Raw genomic sequence first — 16,112 nt, 5'->3', positions numbered from 1 at the left:
TGGCGTTCATGGCGACATGCCGCGCGGTCACTCCTTGTGGAAGATGGACAGTCGTCCTCATGTCAGGCTTCGCCCCTGTCATGGCTTGCATCAGAAGCGACGGGATGGTGAGAGGCGGCTGGCCAAGCAGCCCCGTCGGTGGACAGCCGGTGGACAGACGCCTTTGGACGGTGCGTCACGGGGTGGCACAAGTCGACCTGGCGCACATGCTCTGATCAGCAAAAACGTCACCGGACAGCATGGCGAGGCACTGCATAACACGAGTGCTCGTGGTCTCGTAATGCGTAGGTCTCGGGTTCGAATCCCGAAAGCGGCTCTTTTGATGGCCCGGGTCAGACGCAGCTGACCTGGGCTTTCTCGCAGGGTGTGAGCAACGCGGAGGCATGCCGGATCGTCGGGATCAACGTCCGGACGGGGAAGCGATGGCGTAATGGCCGCGCCCCGTCCGGCCGGAACGTCGGGGCGCCGTCGATCACAGCGGTGGCGCCTCGGAGACAAGGGCATGGCGCAGCGGATGAAGGACATCCGCCGTCTGCGGAGCGAGCACCCCGGAAGCCCGCAACTTCAGGCCACAGCGTCCGAAGCGGAACGCCAGCTCTGGGTGCCCCGGGCGAACTGGGGGGGCCAGCACCGCCCTTGACCTGGGAGGCGGGCTCGGAGACGAGACGTCGAGCACCTACACGAACGCCAAGGGTCACATGGCCTGCTGAGACGGCCGCGAGGAGACGCTCCGCGCGCTGGTCCGGGCCCAAGATCCTGAGGCCGTCGAACCACCTGTTGTTGAGCGCTTCCGTACGGAGCTGCTCGCTGAGGGACTACGAGCCTTCCGTACGTACAGCAGACTGACGCCCGCGACGTGCTCGCCGTACTGCGTTACGCCTGGCGAGACGAGGAAGTTGGTGCCGACGTGGTGCTGTGGACGGCCACCGACGACGCCGCGCAGATCATCCGGGCTGCCCGGGACATCGAAGAACTGACGCACAAGGTGAGCGTGGCCGTGTGGGACCTCGAACCGAAGGGGACGGGAACACCGAACCCGACGTCGTATAAAGACGGGACGCGTGTTGTGTACCGCACGAGGACGAACCAGCCCGGCGCCTAACTCTTGGCCCCTGGCTCCTGGTTGCTCTGAGTCGGCCTCTCGGCGATGTGCCGCTCCATCGCCACCTTGAGCAGGATGTTGCGGAGTGTCTCGCGGGTGCGCCCGCGCGTCTTTACTGCGTGACAGTTGGGGCAGAGGGCCACCATCTGGCTGGGGTGATCGCGGCCGCCGAGGGCGAGGTCCAGCACGTGGTCCACCTCGAGTATCGGTTGCCTGGCGTCGGTTGTGTCGGCGGGCTGCCCCGTGCAGTTCGGGTTCTCGCAGCGGCCCTTGCTCCGGCTGAGAACCGCCCTGCGGGCGAAGGCCGAGCGGACGGGGTTGCGCACGGTGCGGGTGACCCGCCTCCCCTGGTCCTCGGCCTCCCGGCGCTCGACCAGGCGGCACCAGCGCTCGTACTCGTACCGGGCGGCTGTGACGAGCCATGCCTCCGGCTGATCGTCGGGCCGATCATGGTTCTCCGGTTCACCGATGTCGTCGGTCACCCCGTCGTCGTACAGTCCGACGTCGGTGAGGAGCGGACCGTAGTCGAGGTCCTCGAAGAAGGTGTCCAGGAGTTCGCCGATCACGGCGAGGCGGGTCTCCCCCGAGCGTCGCAGAAGTTCGTACGCTGACTCGGTAAGGCCCCCGAGCGGCTGGTTGTCGGCGAACCAGTTCCGTAGCTGTGCGTCGCCGTGGGCGGGAGGTACCGCGCTCGCGTGGTCGTGCAGTGTCCAGAGGCCGGCGCGGTACAGGGCGGCGACCGGGTAGTCGGGGCGGGGGCGTTCGCCCCGCACGCCGTGCCGCTTCAGGAGTTCGCTGACTGCCGCTTCTGTTTCGGTCCAGGGGACCAGTCGGGGTTCGCCGCGGCGGGCTCGGCCGATGGACCAGAGCAGCGTGATCGGCTGATACAGAGCGGGACGCCCGGACGCGCGGTTCACCTTCAACGCGGCGACTCGGTCGACGAGGCCGACAGGAGTGAGGGCATTTTCCGGGATGTCCTCGATGACGTCGAAGCCGAGTGCCCTCAGAAGTCCTGCGGCGTGCTGCGCGCCGCCCGAGAAGTCCCTTGCCGCCAAAGGCTGCTGGCCCGGAAGGAACCCGTGCGCCGCGCCGACGATCGCCTTGGAGTCGTAGTGCCTGCCTTTGTAGGACAGCAGGTAATGGCGGGCGCGGCGAAAGCCGTGGTGCTTGAGGAACGCATCGCGGCCGAGTCGGTTGCACTCCTCGATCGCCTTCTCGACTTCGGTACGGGTTATGTCCGCCAGCGCCATGGTGCGAATAGTAGAACGTACCTGGCGGTATCACCGCCGCGGTACTCCGGCAGTTGGCGGAGTGGGCTCGTGGCGCTTGATCTGTCCGGCGTGCAGCGGATGGTGGAGGGGTTCCTCGACGACTCCCTGCAGCTGTGGCGTGATGTGCGGGCAGAAGCCGATGACGTACGCGACGAGGAGACCGGCGCGCTCACACCACGGGCGGGATCCGAACTCGTCTGGGAGGACACGGAGCGGTGGTGCTCTCCGGGCTGCCGACCGCCTCGGCGCCGTTGGCCGGTGTCGTGGCGCGGATGCCTTCGGACAGGGCGTACCAGGGCGTGCTGTCGTTGCGTACACCACGCATCCTGGTCGACGATGTTCTCGTGGTCGTGGACTCGGTCCGCGACTCCCAGCTTGTCGGCTGCCGTTTTCGGGTCACGGGGGTGGCTTCCGGTTCCTTCGCCGTGGTGCGGATGGTTCGGTTGGAACTCCTTGAGGGGAGCCCGTCCTCCAAGAGCAGGGGCTACCGGCCCTGGGAAGGCCGCAGAAACGGTCGAGGAGGGATCTCGGAGATGAATGGTGCCGAGGCTGACGCGGAGTGGACGGTCTTCTCGGTGCGGGAGGTCTTCAGCGGAGTGGTCCGCGTCGTCGCCGTCGTCCCCGGCAACCAGGAGAACGTGGCCGTCTGTCCATCCAGTGACGCCGTCCTGGTCCCGCAGATGCACGTGGTGGCGGCCTCCAGCGCCTGGGAGGCCGCCGGGCTGATCGCGTACGGCTCCGATGGATCCGATGGCGTGGAGCCACTCTCGACATCCATGGTGACGTGCCGGGACTGCGCCCGGTTCGAGGGCAGCCCGAGCATGGCACTACGGAACGCCATGGGCCACGACAAGTTCGGCCACCGGCTCTCCAACAACCTCAGCCGAGCCGGCGTCACGTCGATCGCGGAACTCCGTCTCATCAGCGATGGCGCGCTGCTGAGCCTCCGGGACTTCGGTTCTGCGGGGCTGCGACGCGTTCACCTCGCCCGGCTTGGACGCGTGTCGAGCGTTGATCGTTAGGCTCCGCCGATGACGACACCGGTGAATCCGCGCCCCAACGCCCACCCGGACGCCGCCGCCTTCCGTGATCCGGTCGCGCCGGCCGCCTCCCTCGCGTGGATGGGGCCCCTGCCCGGCGAGTTCTCGGGGCCGCCGGCCGACTGGGATGCGGATGTGGCGTGGACGTACCAGGTGACGAGTGTGGGGGAGCGGGCCGATCAGGTGCAGTGGCTCGCCGACCGGGTGTGGCCCGGCCGGCCGGCCGCCGTGCGCCCGGCTGCTTGTGGCTGCTCGCGAGTGGGCGGTGGGCGGGTGCTTTCCTCGCGGTGGACCGGAGACCTGGTCGACGGGGACCGGTGGCCGCCGACTGCCTGGGGTGCGGCGCCCAAGATGTTCGTCCGCGAGTTCCGTCAGGCGCTCACCGAACGCCAGATCCGTTCCGGCAGGAGCGCCGCCGCCTGTTCGAGGTCGAAGTCGTCGATTCCGGACAGCCAGCGGCGGGCGAGGCCGATCACCGGGCCCAGGATCAGGGCCTCGATCAACGGCGGTGGCAGCGGGGCGAGTTCACCGGCGTCGATATACACCTGCGCCCACTGTGCGAGCGGGGAGAGCCGAGCCTCCTGGGCGTCGCGGAGCCCCTTGCCGTCGGCCATGCCCTTGCGGTCGGCGTCGGAGGAGTGGAGGAGTACGGCGGCCTCCCGGTGCTCCTGGACGAAACCCAGGTAGGCGCCGACCATGGCGTGGATGCCGGTCTGTGCGGTGCGGGTGCCCCGCAGGGCACCGGTCATCGCCTCCAGCAGGCGGCCCAGCCAGCGTGTGAGCAGCGCGTTCATCAAGCCGTCGATACTGCCGAAGTGGTGGTAGAGGCTGCCCAGGCTCACCCCGCTTGCCGTGGTGACCGCACCGACGGTCAGCCCCTGGCCGCCCGACTCCGCGTACACGCGCAGTGCGGCGTCCAGCAACTGCTCGACGGTGGCTTCGCCTCGCTGCTGTTTGCGTCTCATTTCTGTAATACTTCTCTAGAACCAGATTCTGGAACAGTGGTTCGTGGCGCCATGCTGATGCCCATCCTCACCTCCAGGAGTTGCCGGTGTCATCGCCCGAGGCCCCCGTTTCGCTCACTCCTCAGCAGGCCGCCTCCGGCACGATCCCGCGTCTGCCGCCGGACGCGCGCGTGCCTCCGTCCGTATACCGTCGGGACGGCGACCTCGTACGGCCATGAGTCGACGACCGTGAGGTGAGCGCCGTACCAAGCCCGTTCATTTGCTCGGCGTCGGATGCGCACGGCAAGGTGATCGAGGCGGTTCTGTTCAGCATGGACATGGGGCAGTGCAACAGCAACTCCCTTACGCGGTACACCTTTTCGTACGAATGCGCCGTCAACGAAGTGGCCGTGAACCACATCGTGTACTGCCTGGTCGGGCTGGGATCCTACGCACGCTGAGATCTGAAATCGGGGAAGTCAGGGAAGTCAGGGGAGAAGCGTTTTGAACGGGGAGAACAACGGGGTCGAGCCGCTGGAGGCCGACGATCCCAGCTGGATCGGTCCGATCCCGCTGCTCGGCCGGCTCGGGGCCGGTGGCATGGGGCGGGTCTACCTCGGAGTGCACGAGGGTCGGTACGCGGCGGTCAAGCAGGTGTTGCCGCTGCTCGCCGAGGATCAGGAGTTTCTGCGGCACTTCGGGCACGAGCTGGACAACCTGTCCCGGCTGCCCGCGGACGCCACCGCTCCGCTGCTCACCAGCGACCGCGACGCCCGGCCGCCATGGCTGGCCACCGCCTATGTGCCGGGGCTGACCCTGGCCGAGGCGGTCGGGCTGCACGGTGGGGGACTGCCCACCGAGTGCCTGTGGCTGCTGCTGCGGGAGGCGGCCTCGGGACTGCGGACGGTGCACGAGCTGGACATGGTGCACCGGGATCTCAAGCCGTCCAACGTCATGCTGACGCTCGACGGCGTCACCCTCATCGACTTCGGGGTCGCGCGTGCCGCCGATCAGAGCCGGTTGACCAAGACCGGGATGGTGGTCGGCACGCCCTCCTATATGTCGCCGGAACAGGCGTCCGGGGCACGTCAGTTGACCAGTGCAACCGATGTGTTCGCGCTCGGTTCGCTGCTCGCCTACGCGGCGGGCGGACGGCCGCCCTTCGGGGACGGGTCGGGGCTGGACCTGCTGTACCGGATCGTGCACGACGAGCCCGATCTGACGGCGGTGCGCGAGGTGGATGCCGAGTTCGCCGATGTCGTCGCCTCCTGCCTGGACAAGGACCCCGAGGGCCGTCCCACGGCGGCGGAGCTGACCGAACTCGCCACCGGACACGGCCCTTTCGCGCCCCCTCTGTGGCCGGCGTCCGTCACCGAGCGGCTCTCGGAGCGGGCCGCCTTCGCGGCGAGCGTGCCGGCGGCCGACGAGCTGCCGGCGCCCGTGCCGACGCTGCCCACCACCGAGCCCGGGAAGCCGGAGGCGCAGGAGCCTGGTGCCGGGACCGGTCCTGGTGCCCGTCCTGCCGCCGGTCCTGGTGCCGGTAGTGGTCCGGAGCGGCGCGAGCGTCGTCGTACCCGGATCCTGTTCGCCGTCGTCCCCGTGGTGGTCGTGGCGGTTGGGACGACGCTGGCCATCCAGCATCTGCCGTACGTGTCCTCGCCGCAGGACGAGGCGCGGGTGACGACGTCCGCCGGTATGCCGACGTCCGCCGCCGCTGTGACGCCCTCCGCGTCGGACGGGAGCCCGTCGGGCACGGCGTCACCCGGAAAGTCACCGTCCTCAACGCCGAGCGAGGGTCATCGGGAGGGCCATCGGGAGGGCGGTGGCAGCGGGAGCGATTCCAGCAGTTCCGATGGTTCCGGCGGCTCCGGTGGTGCCGGTGGTTCCAGCGGCTCCGGTCGTTCCGGCGGTTCCAATGATTCCGGCGGTTCCAGTGGTTCTGGCCGTTCCGGCGGCTCCGACAAGCCCAGTAGTTCTGGCGGCTCCAGCACCTCCGGGAGCGGCTCGGGCCACAGCACGAGCTCCGCCGGAACCGGCACCTCCAGCGGCTACTTCCAGCTCAAGAACGTCGGCTATGGCAAATGTCTGTCCGTGAATTTCGGCGCCGTGTTCGCCACCTGCTCGGACAGCCCGGCGAACAACTGGACCGTCAAGGCCGGTGCGAGCGGCTCCTACAAGCTGTACAACGAGTACAGGGGGCAGTGCCTGAGCGTGAACATCAACCAGCCGTACATGGCCGACTGCGGATCCGGGACCGGCCAGGACTGGCGCACGGGTACCAGCGGCACCCTTGTGAACCAGTACAACAGCATGTGTTTCGACGAGAGTGACACCTGGCCGATCCTCGCGTCCTGCGAGCCGTCGAAATTGACACAGCACTGGTCGAGAATCTGATGGGCCGGAACCTCTGGGCGAACCGTGAACTTCTAGAACAAATTTCTAGAAACGCTGATCGGACAACGCCTCCGACGTCCACACTTCGAGCATGCCCGAAGCTGCTTTGAGAGCGGAGTCCGCGGAGTCCCGGATCGGCCCTTACGTCCTGCTGGGACAGCTGGGCGGCGGGGGCATGGGGGACGTGTACCTCGGTCGTTCGCGGGGTGGTCGGCTGGTGGCCGTGAAGGTCGTACGCCCGCATCTGGCACGGGACCCGGAGTTCCGGCGCCGGTTTGCCGCCGAGGTCGAGGCGGCGCGCAGGGTCGGCGGCTTCTACACCGCCCCCGTGGTCGACGCGGACGCCGGGGCGGAGGTGCCGTGGCTCGCCACGGCGTATGTGCCGGGCCCGTCGTTGCAGGAGGCGGTGGACGCGTACGGCCCGTTGCCCGCCGGCACGGTGACCGCGCTCGGCGCCGGACTCGCCGAGGGCCTCACCGCGATCCACGCGTGCGGGCTGGTCCACCGCGACCTCAAGCCGGGGAACGTGATCCTCGCCGAGGACGGCCCCCGGATCATCGACTTCGGCATCGCCCGCGCCCTGGACGCGGGGACCCGCCTCACCGCGCACGGGGTGATCGGCACCCCGGCGTTCATGTCACCGGAGCAGGCGCGGGGCGCCGAAGTCGGCCCGCCCTCGGACGTGTTCAGTCTGGCGAGCCTGCTGGTGCTGGCCGTCACCGGGCGCGGGCCGTTCGGGGGCGGTTCGACGTTCGCGGTGCTGCAACGCGTCGTACACGAGGATCCGGACCTGACGGACGTACCCGAGTCACTCACCGGTCTGCTGCTGCCGTGCCTGGCCAAGGAACCGGCGCGGCGGCCCACCGCGGCGGAGCTGCTGGACGGGTTCGGGGCGGCGGTGGGGTCGTACGACACGGTCGAGTGCCGCAATCCCGACCGGGTCACCACGATGATCGTCCAACGGGGCGCGCTGGCGGCCACGTTGCTCCTGCCCGAGGAGGGGCACGACGCCCGCAAGGTACTGCTGGCCGACGTGGTGGCCGCGCTGGCCGCGCTGTACGACAAGAGGGCGGGCGCGGACGGGACCGTACCGGTGGTGGTGCCGCCGTTGCCGGGCGCGTTGGCGGGGGTGCCCCGGGTGACGGTGACGCGCTGGTACAAGCGGTGCGGGGAGGAGGTCGGCGCGGGGGAGGGATTGTTCTCGGTGTCCGACGGAAGGGCACGGGCGGTGGTGACCTCGCCGGTGGAGGGGGTACTGCGGGAGGCGGGCCCGGGGGTCGGGGAAGCGGTGGGCGTCGGCGACCTGATGGGTGTGGTGGAGCGACGGACGCGCCCGGAGCCGAGGCCGGAGCCCGCGCAGAAGCCCAAGGCCGGGGCCAAGCCGACGCCCAAGCCTGGGGCGACGCCGAAGCCTGGGGCGACGCCGAAGCCTGGGGCGACGCCGAAGCCTGGGGCGACGCCCAGGGTCAACCCGCCTGTGTCCAAGCCCAAGCCGACGACCAAGCCGACGCCTGGGCCCAAGCCGAAACCCACGCCCCCGCCTACGTCGTCCAAGAAGAACACCAACGACGGGTTCGGCCTCAGTGAGTTGTTCGGCCTCCTCTTCGTCGTCGGCCTGATCCTCTACGGCACCGTCTACACGGGAGACATCTTCAAGGCGAAGGCCGGCGACTGCGTGCGGGTCAGCTCCGACGGCGCATACGTCGAGCCTTGCAACTTTCCCGTGCCGTGGAGCAAGACGTACAAGGTGCTGGAGGTCACTGACCTGGCGTGTTCCCTCGGTACGCCCTGGACCTGGACGAGCGACGACGGGAAACGGTCGATCAGGCTGTGCGTGCAAGAGATCGACCCACTGTCGAGCGACCAGTAGACGCGGCTCAGTCGTGGCCGAGGAATGGGACGAGGACGGGCTGCGAGCCGTACGAGGCGCGCTCCACGGTCAGGACGGCGTGGCGCTGCTCGCCGCGTTGCGTCGTGGTCCTGCGCATGAGGTGCTGCAGCTGGCCGGCGATGGTGTGGCCGGGGCCGCGGCGCTGGGCCTGCCGGGAGCCGCGGAGACGGCGGCCTCGTTTCTCGGCGCACTCCAGGAACGCGGCTTCCCGGGTGATGAGGAGCTGGCGCACCGGTTGCGCGCGGCCGTGGGAGACGCGGCGATCCCCCTTCTGCGCCCGCTCGCGGTCGATCTGGAGATGCTCGCCATGCTGCTGGAGGGCGACCCGGCCGAGTCGGGTGGCCGGATCGATCTGTCCACCGGGGAGTGCTGGCCCGCGTTCACTGGGACAGGATGATGGCCTGGGGTGACGGTGTCAGGCGGGCGCGGTAGCGGCGGAGGCCCCAGCCGCGGTGCTCCAGCTCCGCCGCCACCAGCACCTCCGCCGTGTTCACCCGGTCCGGTACGAGTTCCACCAGCGCGGCCACCGGGTGGTCGCCGAGCAGCGGGACGTGCTTGACGCTGCGGAACTCCCACTGCGGGTCCGGCTGGGACGCGCCGTGGCCCCGGACGATCCACTCCTCCCGGGCCAGGCCGGTGCCCGGCGGCTTCGTCATCCCCACGTCCAGCACGCCCGCCTTGACGGTGAAGCTCAGGCCCGTGCCGGAGTCGGTGACCGGGCGGGTGCGCTCGCCCGGGTCGATCAGTCGCGCGACGGGCCGTGCGGCGGGGTCCGGCGTGGACAGGGCGACCCCCAGGGAGGCATGGCGGAACGCACCCTTGCCCGCCGGTGTCTCCGGGCGGAACGAACACACCATCAGCAGATGCCGGAACGCGCGGTCGGGCGCGGCCCTGACGTACGACAGCCAGGCCGCAGGCACGCCCTCGTGGTCGGCGGGCAGCAGGTCCCAGCCGAAGGTGAGCCGGCCGCGCAGCGGTGCGTCGTCGGCCGGGCTGCCGAGCGTGCGCTCGGGCTCGAGGTCGACCTCGTGCAACCGGATCTCGGTCATTCCCCCGCTCCTTCGCTCCGGCCGTGCAGGTAGCTGAACGATCCCCAGTCACGGTAGTGGGGATGACGGGCACGGGTGGCGAGTTGGGCGTCGCGGAAGGCGGCCTCCGGGCCCCTGCCGTGCGCGATCCGCAGGTGCAGATGGCGGTAGAAGTGCAGGGCCGGCTCCGGGCGCACCGGCCACAGGCATCCGACGACGGCCTGGGCCCCGGCGGTGATCAGCGCCGACGGGATGCCGCGGAGGGTGTCCGCACGGTCGAACCGTCCCAGCGCGGACTCGCACGCAGCGAGCGTGACCAGGCGGACGCCGCGCAGGTCGGCCGCCAGGAAGTCGTGGGCGAAGACCCGGCCGTCGTCGTCGCTGTCCGAGGTGAGGTAGAGGCAGTGCAGCCACGGCGCGTCCCGGTCCAGGGTCCCGTGTACGGCGATGTGGACGACGTCCGCCGTGGACAGTTCGGCGAGCAGCCGGTGCCGGGTGGCCGCGGGCCCGGTGGCGGCCGCCTCGCCGACCGCCTCGGCGATCTGCCGCGCATGGTCCTCCAGTGCCGGTTCGGCGTGCAGACCGTAGGGCACGCCACCGGTGGCGGAGGCCAGCACCGCGGTGCGCCGGGGCCGTACCGGGCCCGCGACGGGTGCCAGGGCTTCGAGACCGGCGATGGTGGTGACCGTCCAGTCGTCGGCGATCATCCGGCCGCCGGTGCGGCACAGGGCGATCGGCAGATAGTGCAGCGCCCCGTGCGGCCAGACCAGGACGCGGTTCTTGCCCTGGGCACGCCACGCCGCCCAGCGGTCGCCGAGACCGAGCGGCAGGCCGCCCGACTCCAGCAGTCGGCCGCCCTCCGGTGTCACGTCGGCGAACAGCGGGTCGCGTTCGACCTCCGCCCGGACCGCCTCGACCAGGTCCGCGACGGGGTGGCGTTCGTCGTTCGCGTCCGCGCCGTCGCCGAGTTGCACGACCAGTTCCCGGCCCTGCCCGGTGACCGCGAGCAGCACGGCCGCCCCGTTCACCGCCGTGGGCAGGAACCAGGTCAGCAGCACGGTCCGCTCGTCCAGCAGGGTGTGGACCTTCGCCCACAGGTGCCGGTCGTCGGTGAACGGCGCCGAGCGGCGGCGCAGTTCCTCGTCGATGAACGACGAGACGCGCCGGCGCAGGTTCCGGGCCAGCTGCGTATCGTCCCGGCCGCCGGGGCGGTGATCGGCGTCGAGCACGTTCAGCAGGTTCGGCGACGCACCGCCGGTGCGGGCCGGCTGCTCCAGGTCACGCAGTCTGCCGAGGAAGTGCTGGATGCGCGGGGGCAGCGTGAGCGGACCGGCGATCCGCCGCCACGCGCCGAGTTGCGAGCCCTTGCCCGCCTGGTGCAGGCCGAGCATCAGTTCCATCGGCAGCGACTCGCTCTCGGCGGCGAGCCGCCAGACCGCTGTGTGCACGAGATCGCGCAGCACCTCGCCGAGTTCGGGCGCGCCGCTCGGATCGAAGTTCGGCAGGTCCACAATGACCGCGTACAGCGCACCTCTGAGGTCGTCTCCGCTGAGGGCGCCCAGCTGCTGCACGAACGGCACCAGGCTCGCCCGGGCGAGTTCCGTGAAGCCGAGCGAGGCATAGCCGAGTGCCGCGTACGTGTAGTAGCCCCAGGGGAACGGGACAGGACCGGGGCCCGGCTCGCCCGCCTCGGCCGCCTGGTGGTGCAGGTCCGCCGTCAGCAGCCGGACCTCCTCGCTGCGGCTGTCGCCCGCCTGCCGCAGGAGGGTGAGCCCCAGTGCCGGCTGCCGCCGGTCGAGGGCGTGCGCGGCCGTGTGCAGCAGTGCCGCCGATCGCTGCGCCGGTGTCCAGGACCGCGGGAACGACACCGGGAGCGGTCGGCTGGGGCCGGGGCAGTCGACGGGGTCGTCGGGGAGTACGTGCAGCCGTGCCTCGGCCAACTGCCTGCGGTGGGCGAAGTCCCACCGGACGTCGAGGTGCTCCGCCCAGCCCAGCACGGTGCGCAGCAGCGGTCGGTCGGCGCGCTCCTTCGCCAGGTTGACGCCCTGGTCGATGACCTTCGCGGTCACGGCGACGCCGTGGGCCGCGACGAAAGCGTCCACGGGCTGCCCTGGCTGCCCCTGCTGCCCTCGCTGCCCGAACACCGCCGTCAGCAGCCCGTCGACGGTCTGCGGCGGAACCTCGTTCACCGTCCTGAGCAGGAAGAGGGCGAGATCCGGGGTCCCGGGGCCGGGGGAGTCGAGGAACGCGGACAGTGCGGCGCGAGCGGCGTCCTGGTGAACTCCCTTCTCGTCGGCGAGGATCTGCGCCAGCAGGGCCAGCAGCCGGGGCCGCTCCGTCCCGCCGACCGGCTCCAGCGCCCGCACCACCAGCCGCCCCGCCTCCGCCACGAGGCGGTGCGACTCGGCTTGGAAGGGCTCCTCGCCGGTGAACCAGGTGCGATACAGGTCCGCGGTCAGACGGGCGGACCACGTGGTCCGCGTTGCGCGGGCGTAGACATCGGCGCCGAGGTCCTCCGGTCCCCGGGTGGCCATGCGCAGCCGTGCGGCCGCCAGCAGCGCGGCCTCCAGGTCGCCGGGGTCGCGCACGCCGTCGAGCAGCCGTGCCGCCACCGCGTCGGACTCCTCGAACACGGCGCGTTCGCACCGGTCCGCCAGCAGCGGGACGGCCGACTCGACGGTGCGGAGCGCCGCGAGACGCCAAGCCGCCTCCGTCCCGCATACGTCGGTGACCTCGGCGACCAGCCGCCAGTAGACGTACATGAACTCGACCAGGCCCCGGTGGTCGAGGAACTCGTCCCGGAACAGCGGGCGCACCAGCGTCTCGGCGGACACGGCGAGCTGCTCGGGCAGGGCCTGCCGCATCCGCTCCATCTCGCGCGCCCGTCGCTTCGCCTCGTCCAGCGACAGGATCCCGTCGCACACGTACTGCGCCAGATCCATCAGCACGCCGACGGGGTCGACCAGGAGGGTGACCGACGGCTCGCGGTCCACCGACGGCTCGCGGTCCGCCTTCTGTCCCGGCTCGCCGAAGCGGACGGGGCCCGCGCACACCATCCCCCGCCGTGTCTCGAAGGCGAGCGCGCCGAGCGGATCGTCCGTGGCGGGCAGTACATGGGAGACGACCAGCAGCACCGAACCGGCCGCGTCCGCCGTCTCCTGCCAGCCCGTCGGCACCTCCAGGTCCAGGTCATGGGCGAAGTGCGCACCGTCGGGGCTGTGGACGGACAGCACGCCCGCGCCGTCCCGCGTGACACACCAGCGGGGATCGACGCGGCGGTCAAAGGGCAGTTCGTCCAAGGAGAGGAGCACCGGGAGGCCCCATGCGTGCGCGCGGGTGAACAGGCTGCCGCCGGCCCCACCGCCGGTGGTGAACGGACTGATGTCCGCCGCGCCGATCGCCAGGCCGGCTTGGCGGACACCGTCCGCCGCCGCGAGGAACACCCATCCGGTGATGTCCCGCGACAGCCGCACCCCGCCGTACCCCCGTGTCGACCGGTCATGAACGGTCCCACACTGGCACAGAACCCGGCCGGGCCTCCCGAGCCCCTGTTGGCGGTGGGGTGGGGTGGTGTGCTCGGGCGGGTCGGTGTGGAGATCGTGATGAAAAGCGGAGCAAAAGGGCGGGAAAGTGAAGCGGGGTCGGGGGGATCGGCGGATCTGAGGCAACATCTTGGTGAACGGTGGGCGCCGCGCGGCCGGGCGCGGCCGCCGCCGTCGGCCGGAAGGGGTGAGGGACGTGGCGGAGCCGAGGATCGCCGTCGCCGTGGTGACCATGGGGAACCGGCCCGCCGAGGTCGACGCCCTGCTGGAGTCCGTGGCCAAGCAGGACCTCGCCCCCGCCCGCATCGTGATCGTCGGAAACGGCTGCCGGCTGCCCGAGTTCGCCGAGCGGCTGTCGCTGCCCGGCGAGGTCACCACCGTCGACGTCGAGGAGAACCTCGGCTGCCCGGGCGGCCGCAATATCGCTCTCGCCCGGCTGCGGGAGTACGGCGACGTCGACGTGGTCGTGGACCTGGACGACGACGGGCTGCTCGTCGACGCCGATGTGCTGCGTCGCGTACGCGATCTGTACGCCGCCGAACCCCGGCTGGGCATCGTCGGCTTCCGCATCGCCGACGAGACGGGACATACCCAGCAGCGGCATGTGCCCCGGGTCGGCAACTCCGATCCGATGCGCGGCGGTTATGTCACCGGCTTCCTCGGCGGCGGGCACGCGCTGAGCATGGCCATGCTGGCCGAGACCGGGGACTGGCCCGCCGAGTTCTTCTTCGCGCACGAGGAGACGGACCTGGCGTGGCGGGCGGCCGACGCCGGCTGGCAGATCCGCTACGCGCCCGAACTGCTGCTGCGGCACCCCAGGACCTCGCCGGCCCGGCACGCCATCTACTACCGGGTGACCGCCCGCAACCGGGTCTGGCTGGTCCGGCGCCGGCTTCCGCTCGTCCTGATCCCGGTCCACCTCGGGGTGTGGACGCTCCTCACGCTCGTCCGCACCCGGTCGGTGGGCGGACTGCGGGCCTGGTCCGGCGGATTCGTCGAAGGGCTGCGGCAGCCGGCCGGCGAGCGTCGGCCCATGCGGTGGCGGACGGTGTGGCGGCTGACCCGGCTGGGCCGCCCGCCCGTCATCTGACCCGGCCTCACCCGCCCGACGGCCGGAGCCTCCGGTCGAGCCACGGCAGCCGCCCGGCGGGGGCGGTCGGCGGGGCCGGTCGGTCACTTGGCGTCCGCATAGCACTCCACCACGGCCGTCGTGAACGGAAACCGCACCGGTGTGTCGCCGAACGTCAGCCGTCCCGCCAGGTCCGCCGCCTCCGCGATCGCCGCGACGACCGCATCGGCCTCCTCCTTCGGGCAGTGCACGATCACCTCGTCGTGCTGGAAGAACACCAGCTCGGCGGCCATGTCCGCGCAGGTTCTGCGGAGCGCCGCGAGCAGCAGCAGGGCCCAGTCGGCCGCGCTGCCCTGAACGACGAAGTTACGGGCGAAGCGGCCTCGGGCACGGGCGTTGGTGGAGGCGTACCCCGGCACCCAGCCCTCGGCGGGCGGCTCGCCCGGGTCCTCCTGGGGGAGACCCGCCTCCTCGGCGGCACCGGCCCCGGCCGCCGGCGGACAGGTCCGCCCCAGCCAGGTCCGCACCAGCCGGCCCTCCTCACCGGCCCGGGCCGCCTCGTCCACGTATGCCACCGCCTGGGGGAAGCGGCGTCTGAGCGCGGCGAGGTTCTTCAGGCCGTCGCCGGACGTCTGGCCGTAGACCGCGCCGAGCACGGCCAGCTTGGCCTGGCCGCGGTCGCCGGAGAAGGCGCGGTCGGAGACCGACTGGTACAGATCGGTCACGCGTCCGGCCACCTCCATCAGACCGGGGTCGCGGGAGATCGCCGCGAGCACGCGCGGTTCCATCTGGTCGGCGTCGGCCACGACGAGCCGCCAGCCGGGGTCGGCGACCACCGCCCGCCGGATCACCTTGGGGATCTGCAGCGCGCCCCCGCCGTTGGTCACCCAGCGTCCGGTGACCGTCCCGCCGGCGAGGAACTCGGGCCGGAACCGGCCTTCCCGCACCCAGTCCTGCAACCAGGTCCAGCCGTGCGCCACCCAGACGCGGTACAGCTTCTTGTACTCCAGCAGCGGTTCGACCGCCGGATGGTCGACGGACTCGATCTCCCAGCGGCGGGTGGACTTCACCTTGATCCCGGCCTGTGCGAAGGCTTTGATCACGTCCGCCGGCAGATCGGGCCGCACCCGTCGGCCGAACGCGGCCGACACCTCGTCCGCCAACTCGGCCAGCCGACGCGGTTCGCCGCCGCCCGCGTACCGCTCGCCGAGCAGGCCGTCCAGCACCTCGCGGTGCACGTCCGCGCGCCAGGGCAGGCCCGCGCGGTTCATTTCGGCGGCCACCAGCATCCCCGCCGACTCGGCCGCCGTCAGCAGCCGCATCCGGTCGGGACGGGCCGCCCTGGTGTGCCGCCGCTGCTGCTCGGCGTAGACCGCGATCAGGTCGTCGAGCGGCAGGCGGGCGCCCTCCGGCTCGAACAGCGGTGACTGTGCGCCGGGTTCGGCCGGGCGCAGCGGCGGATCGGGCGGTACGGGGCTGCCGCGCAGCCGGGCCAGGGCGGCGGCGGCCGAGTGCGGCTCGCCGTACCGCCCCTCGTGGCCCAGCAGGAGTGTTTCGGCGTCCTCGATGTCGTAGCACCTGTCCACTCGCACCCCCGTGGCGAGCAGACGGGGGTAGACCTCGGGGGTCGACCGCCACACCCAGCGCGTCACCTCCGGCCGGTCCCGCACCGCCCCGGCGAGATCGGGCTCCCGCCGCACCGGACCGGCGGACAGCCCGTCAGCACCGAGGGGGGCGACGTCCACGCCACCGTCCTCGGCCGGAGCGAGCACCCACCGGTCGGTCATGTCCACGAGTGTGGCAGCCGGGTCTGACAGTCCGCCCTGACCTG

The 16,112-nt window shown here is 71.3% G+C and carries 12 protein-coding genes; 7 read left to right on the top strand and 5 right to left on the bottom strand.

Features of this window, described 5'->3' with window-relative positions; all coding sequences use genetic code 11:
* Window positions 1-856 precede the first annotated feature (856 nt).
* Window positions 857-1,102: a hypothetical protein gene (locus ACWEKM_RS07570; RefSeq protein WP_451620234.1), complete on the top strand. Its 246-nt coding sequence runs from the start codon at window positions 857-859 to the stop codon at window positions 1,100-1,102.
* On the opposite strand, the gene ACWEKM_RS07565 is transcribed toward ACWEKM_RS07570, so the two are convergent.
* Complete coding sequence (locus ACWEKM_RS07565) at window positions 1,099-2,352, bottom strand: HNH endonuclease (protein ID WP_451620233.1); 1,254 nt, start codon at window positions 2,350-2,352, stop codon at window positions 1,099-1,101. The genes ACWEKM_RS07570 and ACWEKM_RS07565 overlap by 4 nt on opposite strands.
* Window positions 2,353-2,588: 236 nt before the next feature.
* Here ACWEKM_RS07565 and ACWEKM_RS07560 point away from each other — a divergent pair, with 236 nt between their 5' ends.
* Window positions 2,589-3,395: a DUF6093 family protein gene (locus tag ACWEKM_RS07560; RefSeq protein WP_451620232.1), complete on the top strand. Its 807-nt coding sequence runs from the start codon at window positions 2,589-2,591 to the stop codon at window positions 3,393-3,395.
* Window positions 3,396-3,784: 389 nt separating this feature from the next.
* Here the strand turns inward: ACWEKM_RS07560 and ACWEKM_RS07555 are convergent, their stop codons facing one another.
* Window positions 3,785-4,378, bottom strand: coding sequence for a TetR/AcrR family transcriptional regulator (locus tag ACWEKM_RS07555; RefSeq protein WP_451620231.1), 594 nt, complete (start codon window positions 4,376-4,378; stop codon window positions 3,785-3,787).
* A gap of 233 nt (window positions 4,379-4,611) precedes the next feature.
* Between ACWEKM_RS07555 and ACWEKM_RS07550 the strand changes: the two genes are divergently transcribed.
* The 4 genes from ACWEKM_RS07550 to ACWEKM_RS07535 all read left to right on the top strand — a co-directional run bounded on the left by ACWEKM_RS07550 (window position 4,612) and on the right by ACWEKM_RS07535 (window position 9,039).
* Complete coding sequence (locus tag ACWEKM_RS07550) at window positions 4,612-4,818, top strand: hypothetical protein (RefSeq protein ID WP_451620230.1); 207 nt, start codon at window positions 4,612-4,614, stop codon at window positions 4,816-4,818.
* Window positions 4,819-4,861: 43 nt separating this feature from the next.
* Entirely contained in the window at window positions 4,862-6,751 is a 1,890-nt protein-coding gene (locus tag ACWEKM_RS07545) for a protein kinase domain-containing protein (RefSeq protein ID WP_451620229.1), read from the top strand.
* Between the two features lie 91 nt (window positions 6,752-6,842).
* On the top strand, window positions 6,843-8,621 hold the full coding sequence (locus tag ACWEKM_RS07540; RefSeq protein WP_451620228.1) for a protein kinase domain-containing protein: 1,779 nt from the start codon (window positions 6,843-6,845) through the stop codon (window positions 8,619-8,621).
* 13 nt (window positions 8,622-8,634) lie between these two features.
* The gene (locus ACWEKM_RS07535) at window positions 8,635-9,039 is read left to right on the top strand and encodes a hypothetical protein (RefSeq protein ID WP_451620227.1); all 405 of its coding nucleotides are present in this window, start codon (window positions 8,635-8,637) and stop codon (window positions 9,037-9,039) included.
* On the opposite strand, the gene ACWEKM_RS07530 is transcribed toward ACWEKM_RS07535, so the two are convergent.
* Window positions 9,023-9,691: a hypothetical protein gene (locus ACWEKM_RS07530; RefSeq protein ID WP_451620226.1), complete on the bottom strand. Its 669-nt coding sequence runs from the start codon at window positions 9,689-9,691 to the stop codon at window positions 9,023-9,025. The two genes, ACWEKM_RS07535 and ACWEKM_RS07530, sit on opposite strands and share 17 nt — an antisense overlap.
* A complete protein-coding gene (locus tag ACWEKM_RS07525) occupies window positions 9,688-13,143 on the bottom strand; it encodes a CHAT domain-containing protein (protein ID WP_451620225.1) in 3,456 nt (1,151 codons plus the stop codon). The genes ACWEKM_RS07530 and ACWEKM_RS07525 overlap by 4 nt, the downstream gene beginning before the upstream one ends.
* 265 nt (window positions 13,144-13,408) lie before the next feature.
* On the opposite strand from ACWEKM_RS07525, the gene ACWEKM_RS07520 reads away from it, so the two are divergent.
* Window positions 13,409-14,302, top strand: coding sequence for a glycosyltransferase family 2 protein (locus ACWEKM_RS07520; protein WP_451620224.1), 894 nt, complete (start codon window positions 13,409-13,411; stop codon window positions 14,300-14,302).
* An 83-nt stretch (window positions 14,303-14,385) separates the two neighbouring features.
* Here the strand turns inward: ACWEKM_RS07520 and ACWEKM_RS07515 are convergent, their stop codons facing one another.
* Window positions 14,386-16,068 carry a bifunctional 3'-5' exonuclease/DNA polymerase gene (locus ACWEKM_RS07515; RefSeq protein ID WP_451620223.1) on the bottom strand — a complete coding sequence of 561 codons (1,683 nt, stop codon included), beginning with the start codon at window positions 16,066-16,068 and terminating at the stop codon, window positions 14,386-14,388.
* Between the last annotated feature and the right edge of the window lie 44 nt (window positions 16,069-16,112).

It is taken from the genome of Streptomyces sp. NPDC004752 (assembly GCF_053601275.1).
Note: the sequence above shows the minus strand (reverse complement) of the source record. Positions and strands in the feature narration are given on the sequence as shown.

What these genes read in the sequence shown, in the direction of transcription:
- ACWEKM_RS07565 (WP_451620233.1), bottom strand. Translation starts at nt 2,352, where the DNA reads ATGGCGCTGGCGGACATAACCCGTACCGAAGTCGAGAAGGCGATCGAG.
- ACWEKM_RS07555 (WP_451620231.1), bottom strand. Translation starts at nt 4,378, where the DNA reads ATGAGACGCAAACAGCAGCGAGGCGAAGCCACCGTCGAGCAGTTGCTG.
- ACWEKM_RS07540 (WP_451620228.1), top strand. Translation starts at nt 6,843, where the DNA reads ATGCCCGAAGCTGCTTTGAGAGCGGAGTCCGCGGAGTCCCGGATCGGC.
- ACWEKM_RS07530 (WP_451620226.1), bottom strand. Translation starts at nt 9,691, where the DNA reads ATGACCGAGATCCGGTTGCACGAGGTCGACCTCGAGCCCGAGCGCACG.
- ACWEKM_RS07515 (WP_451620223.1), bottom strand. Translation starts at nt 16,068, where the DNA reads ATGACCGACCGGTGGGTGCTCGCTCCGGCCGAGGACGGTGGCGTGGAC.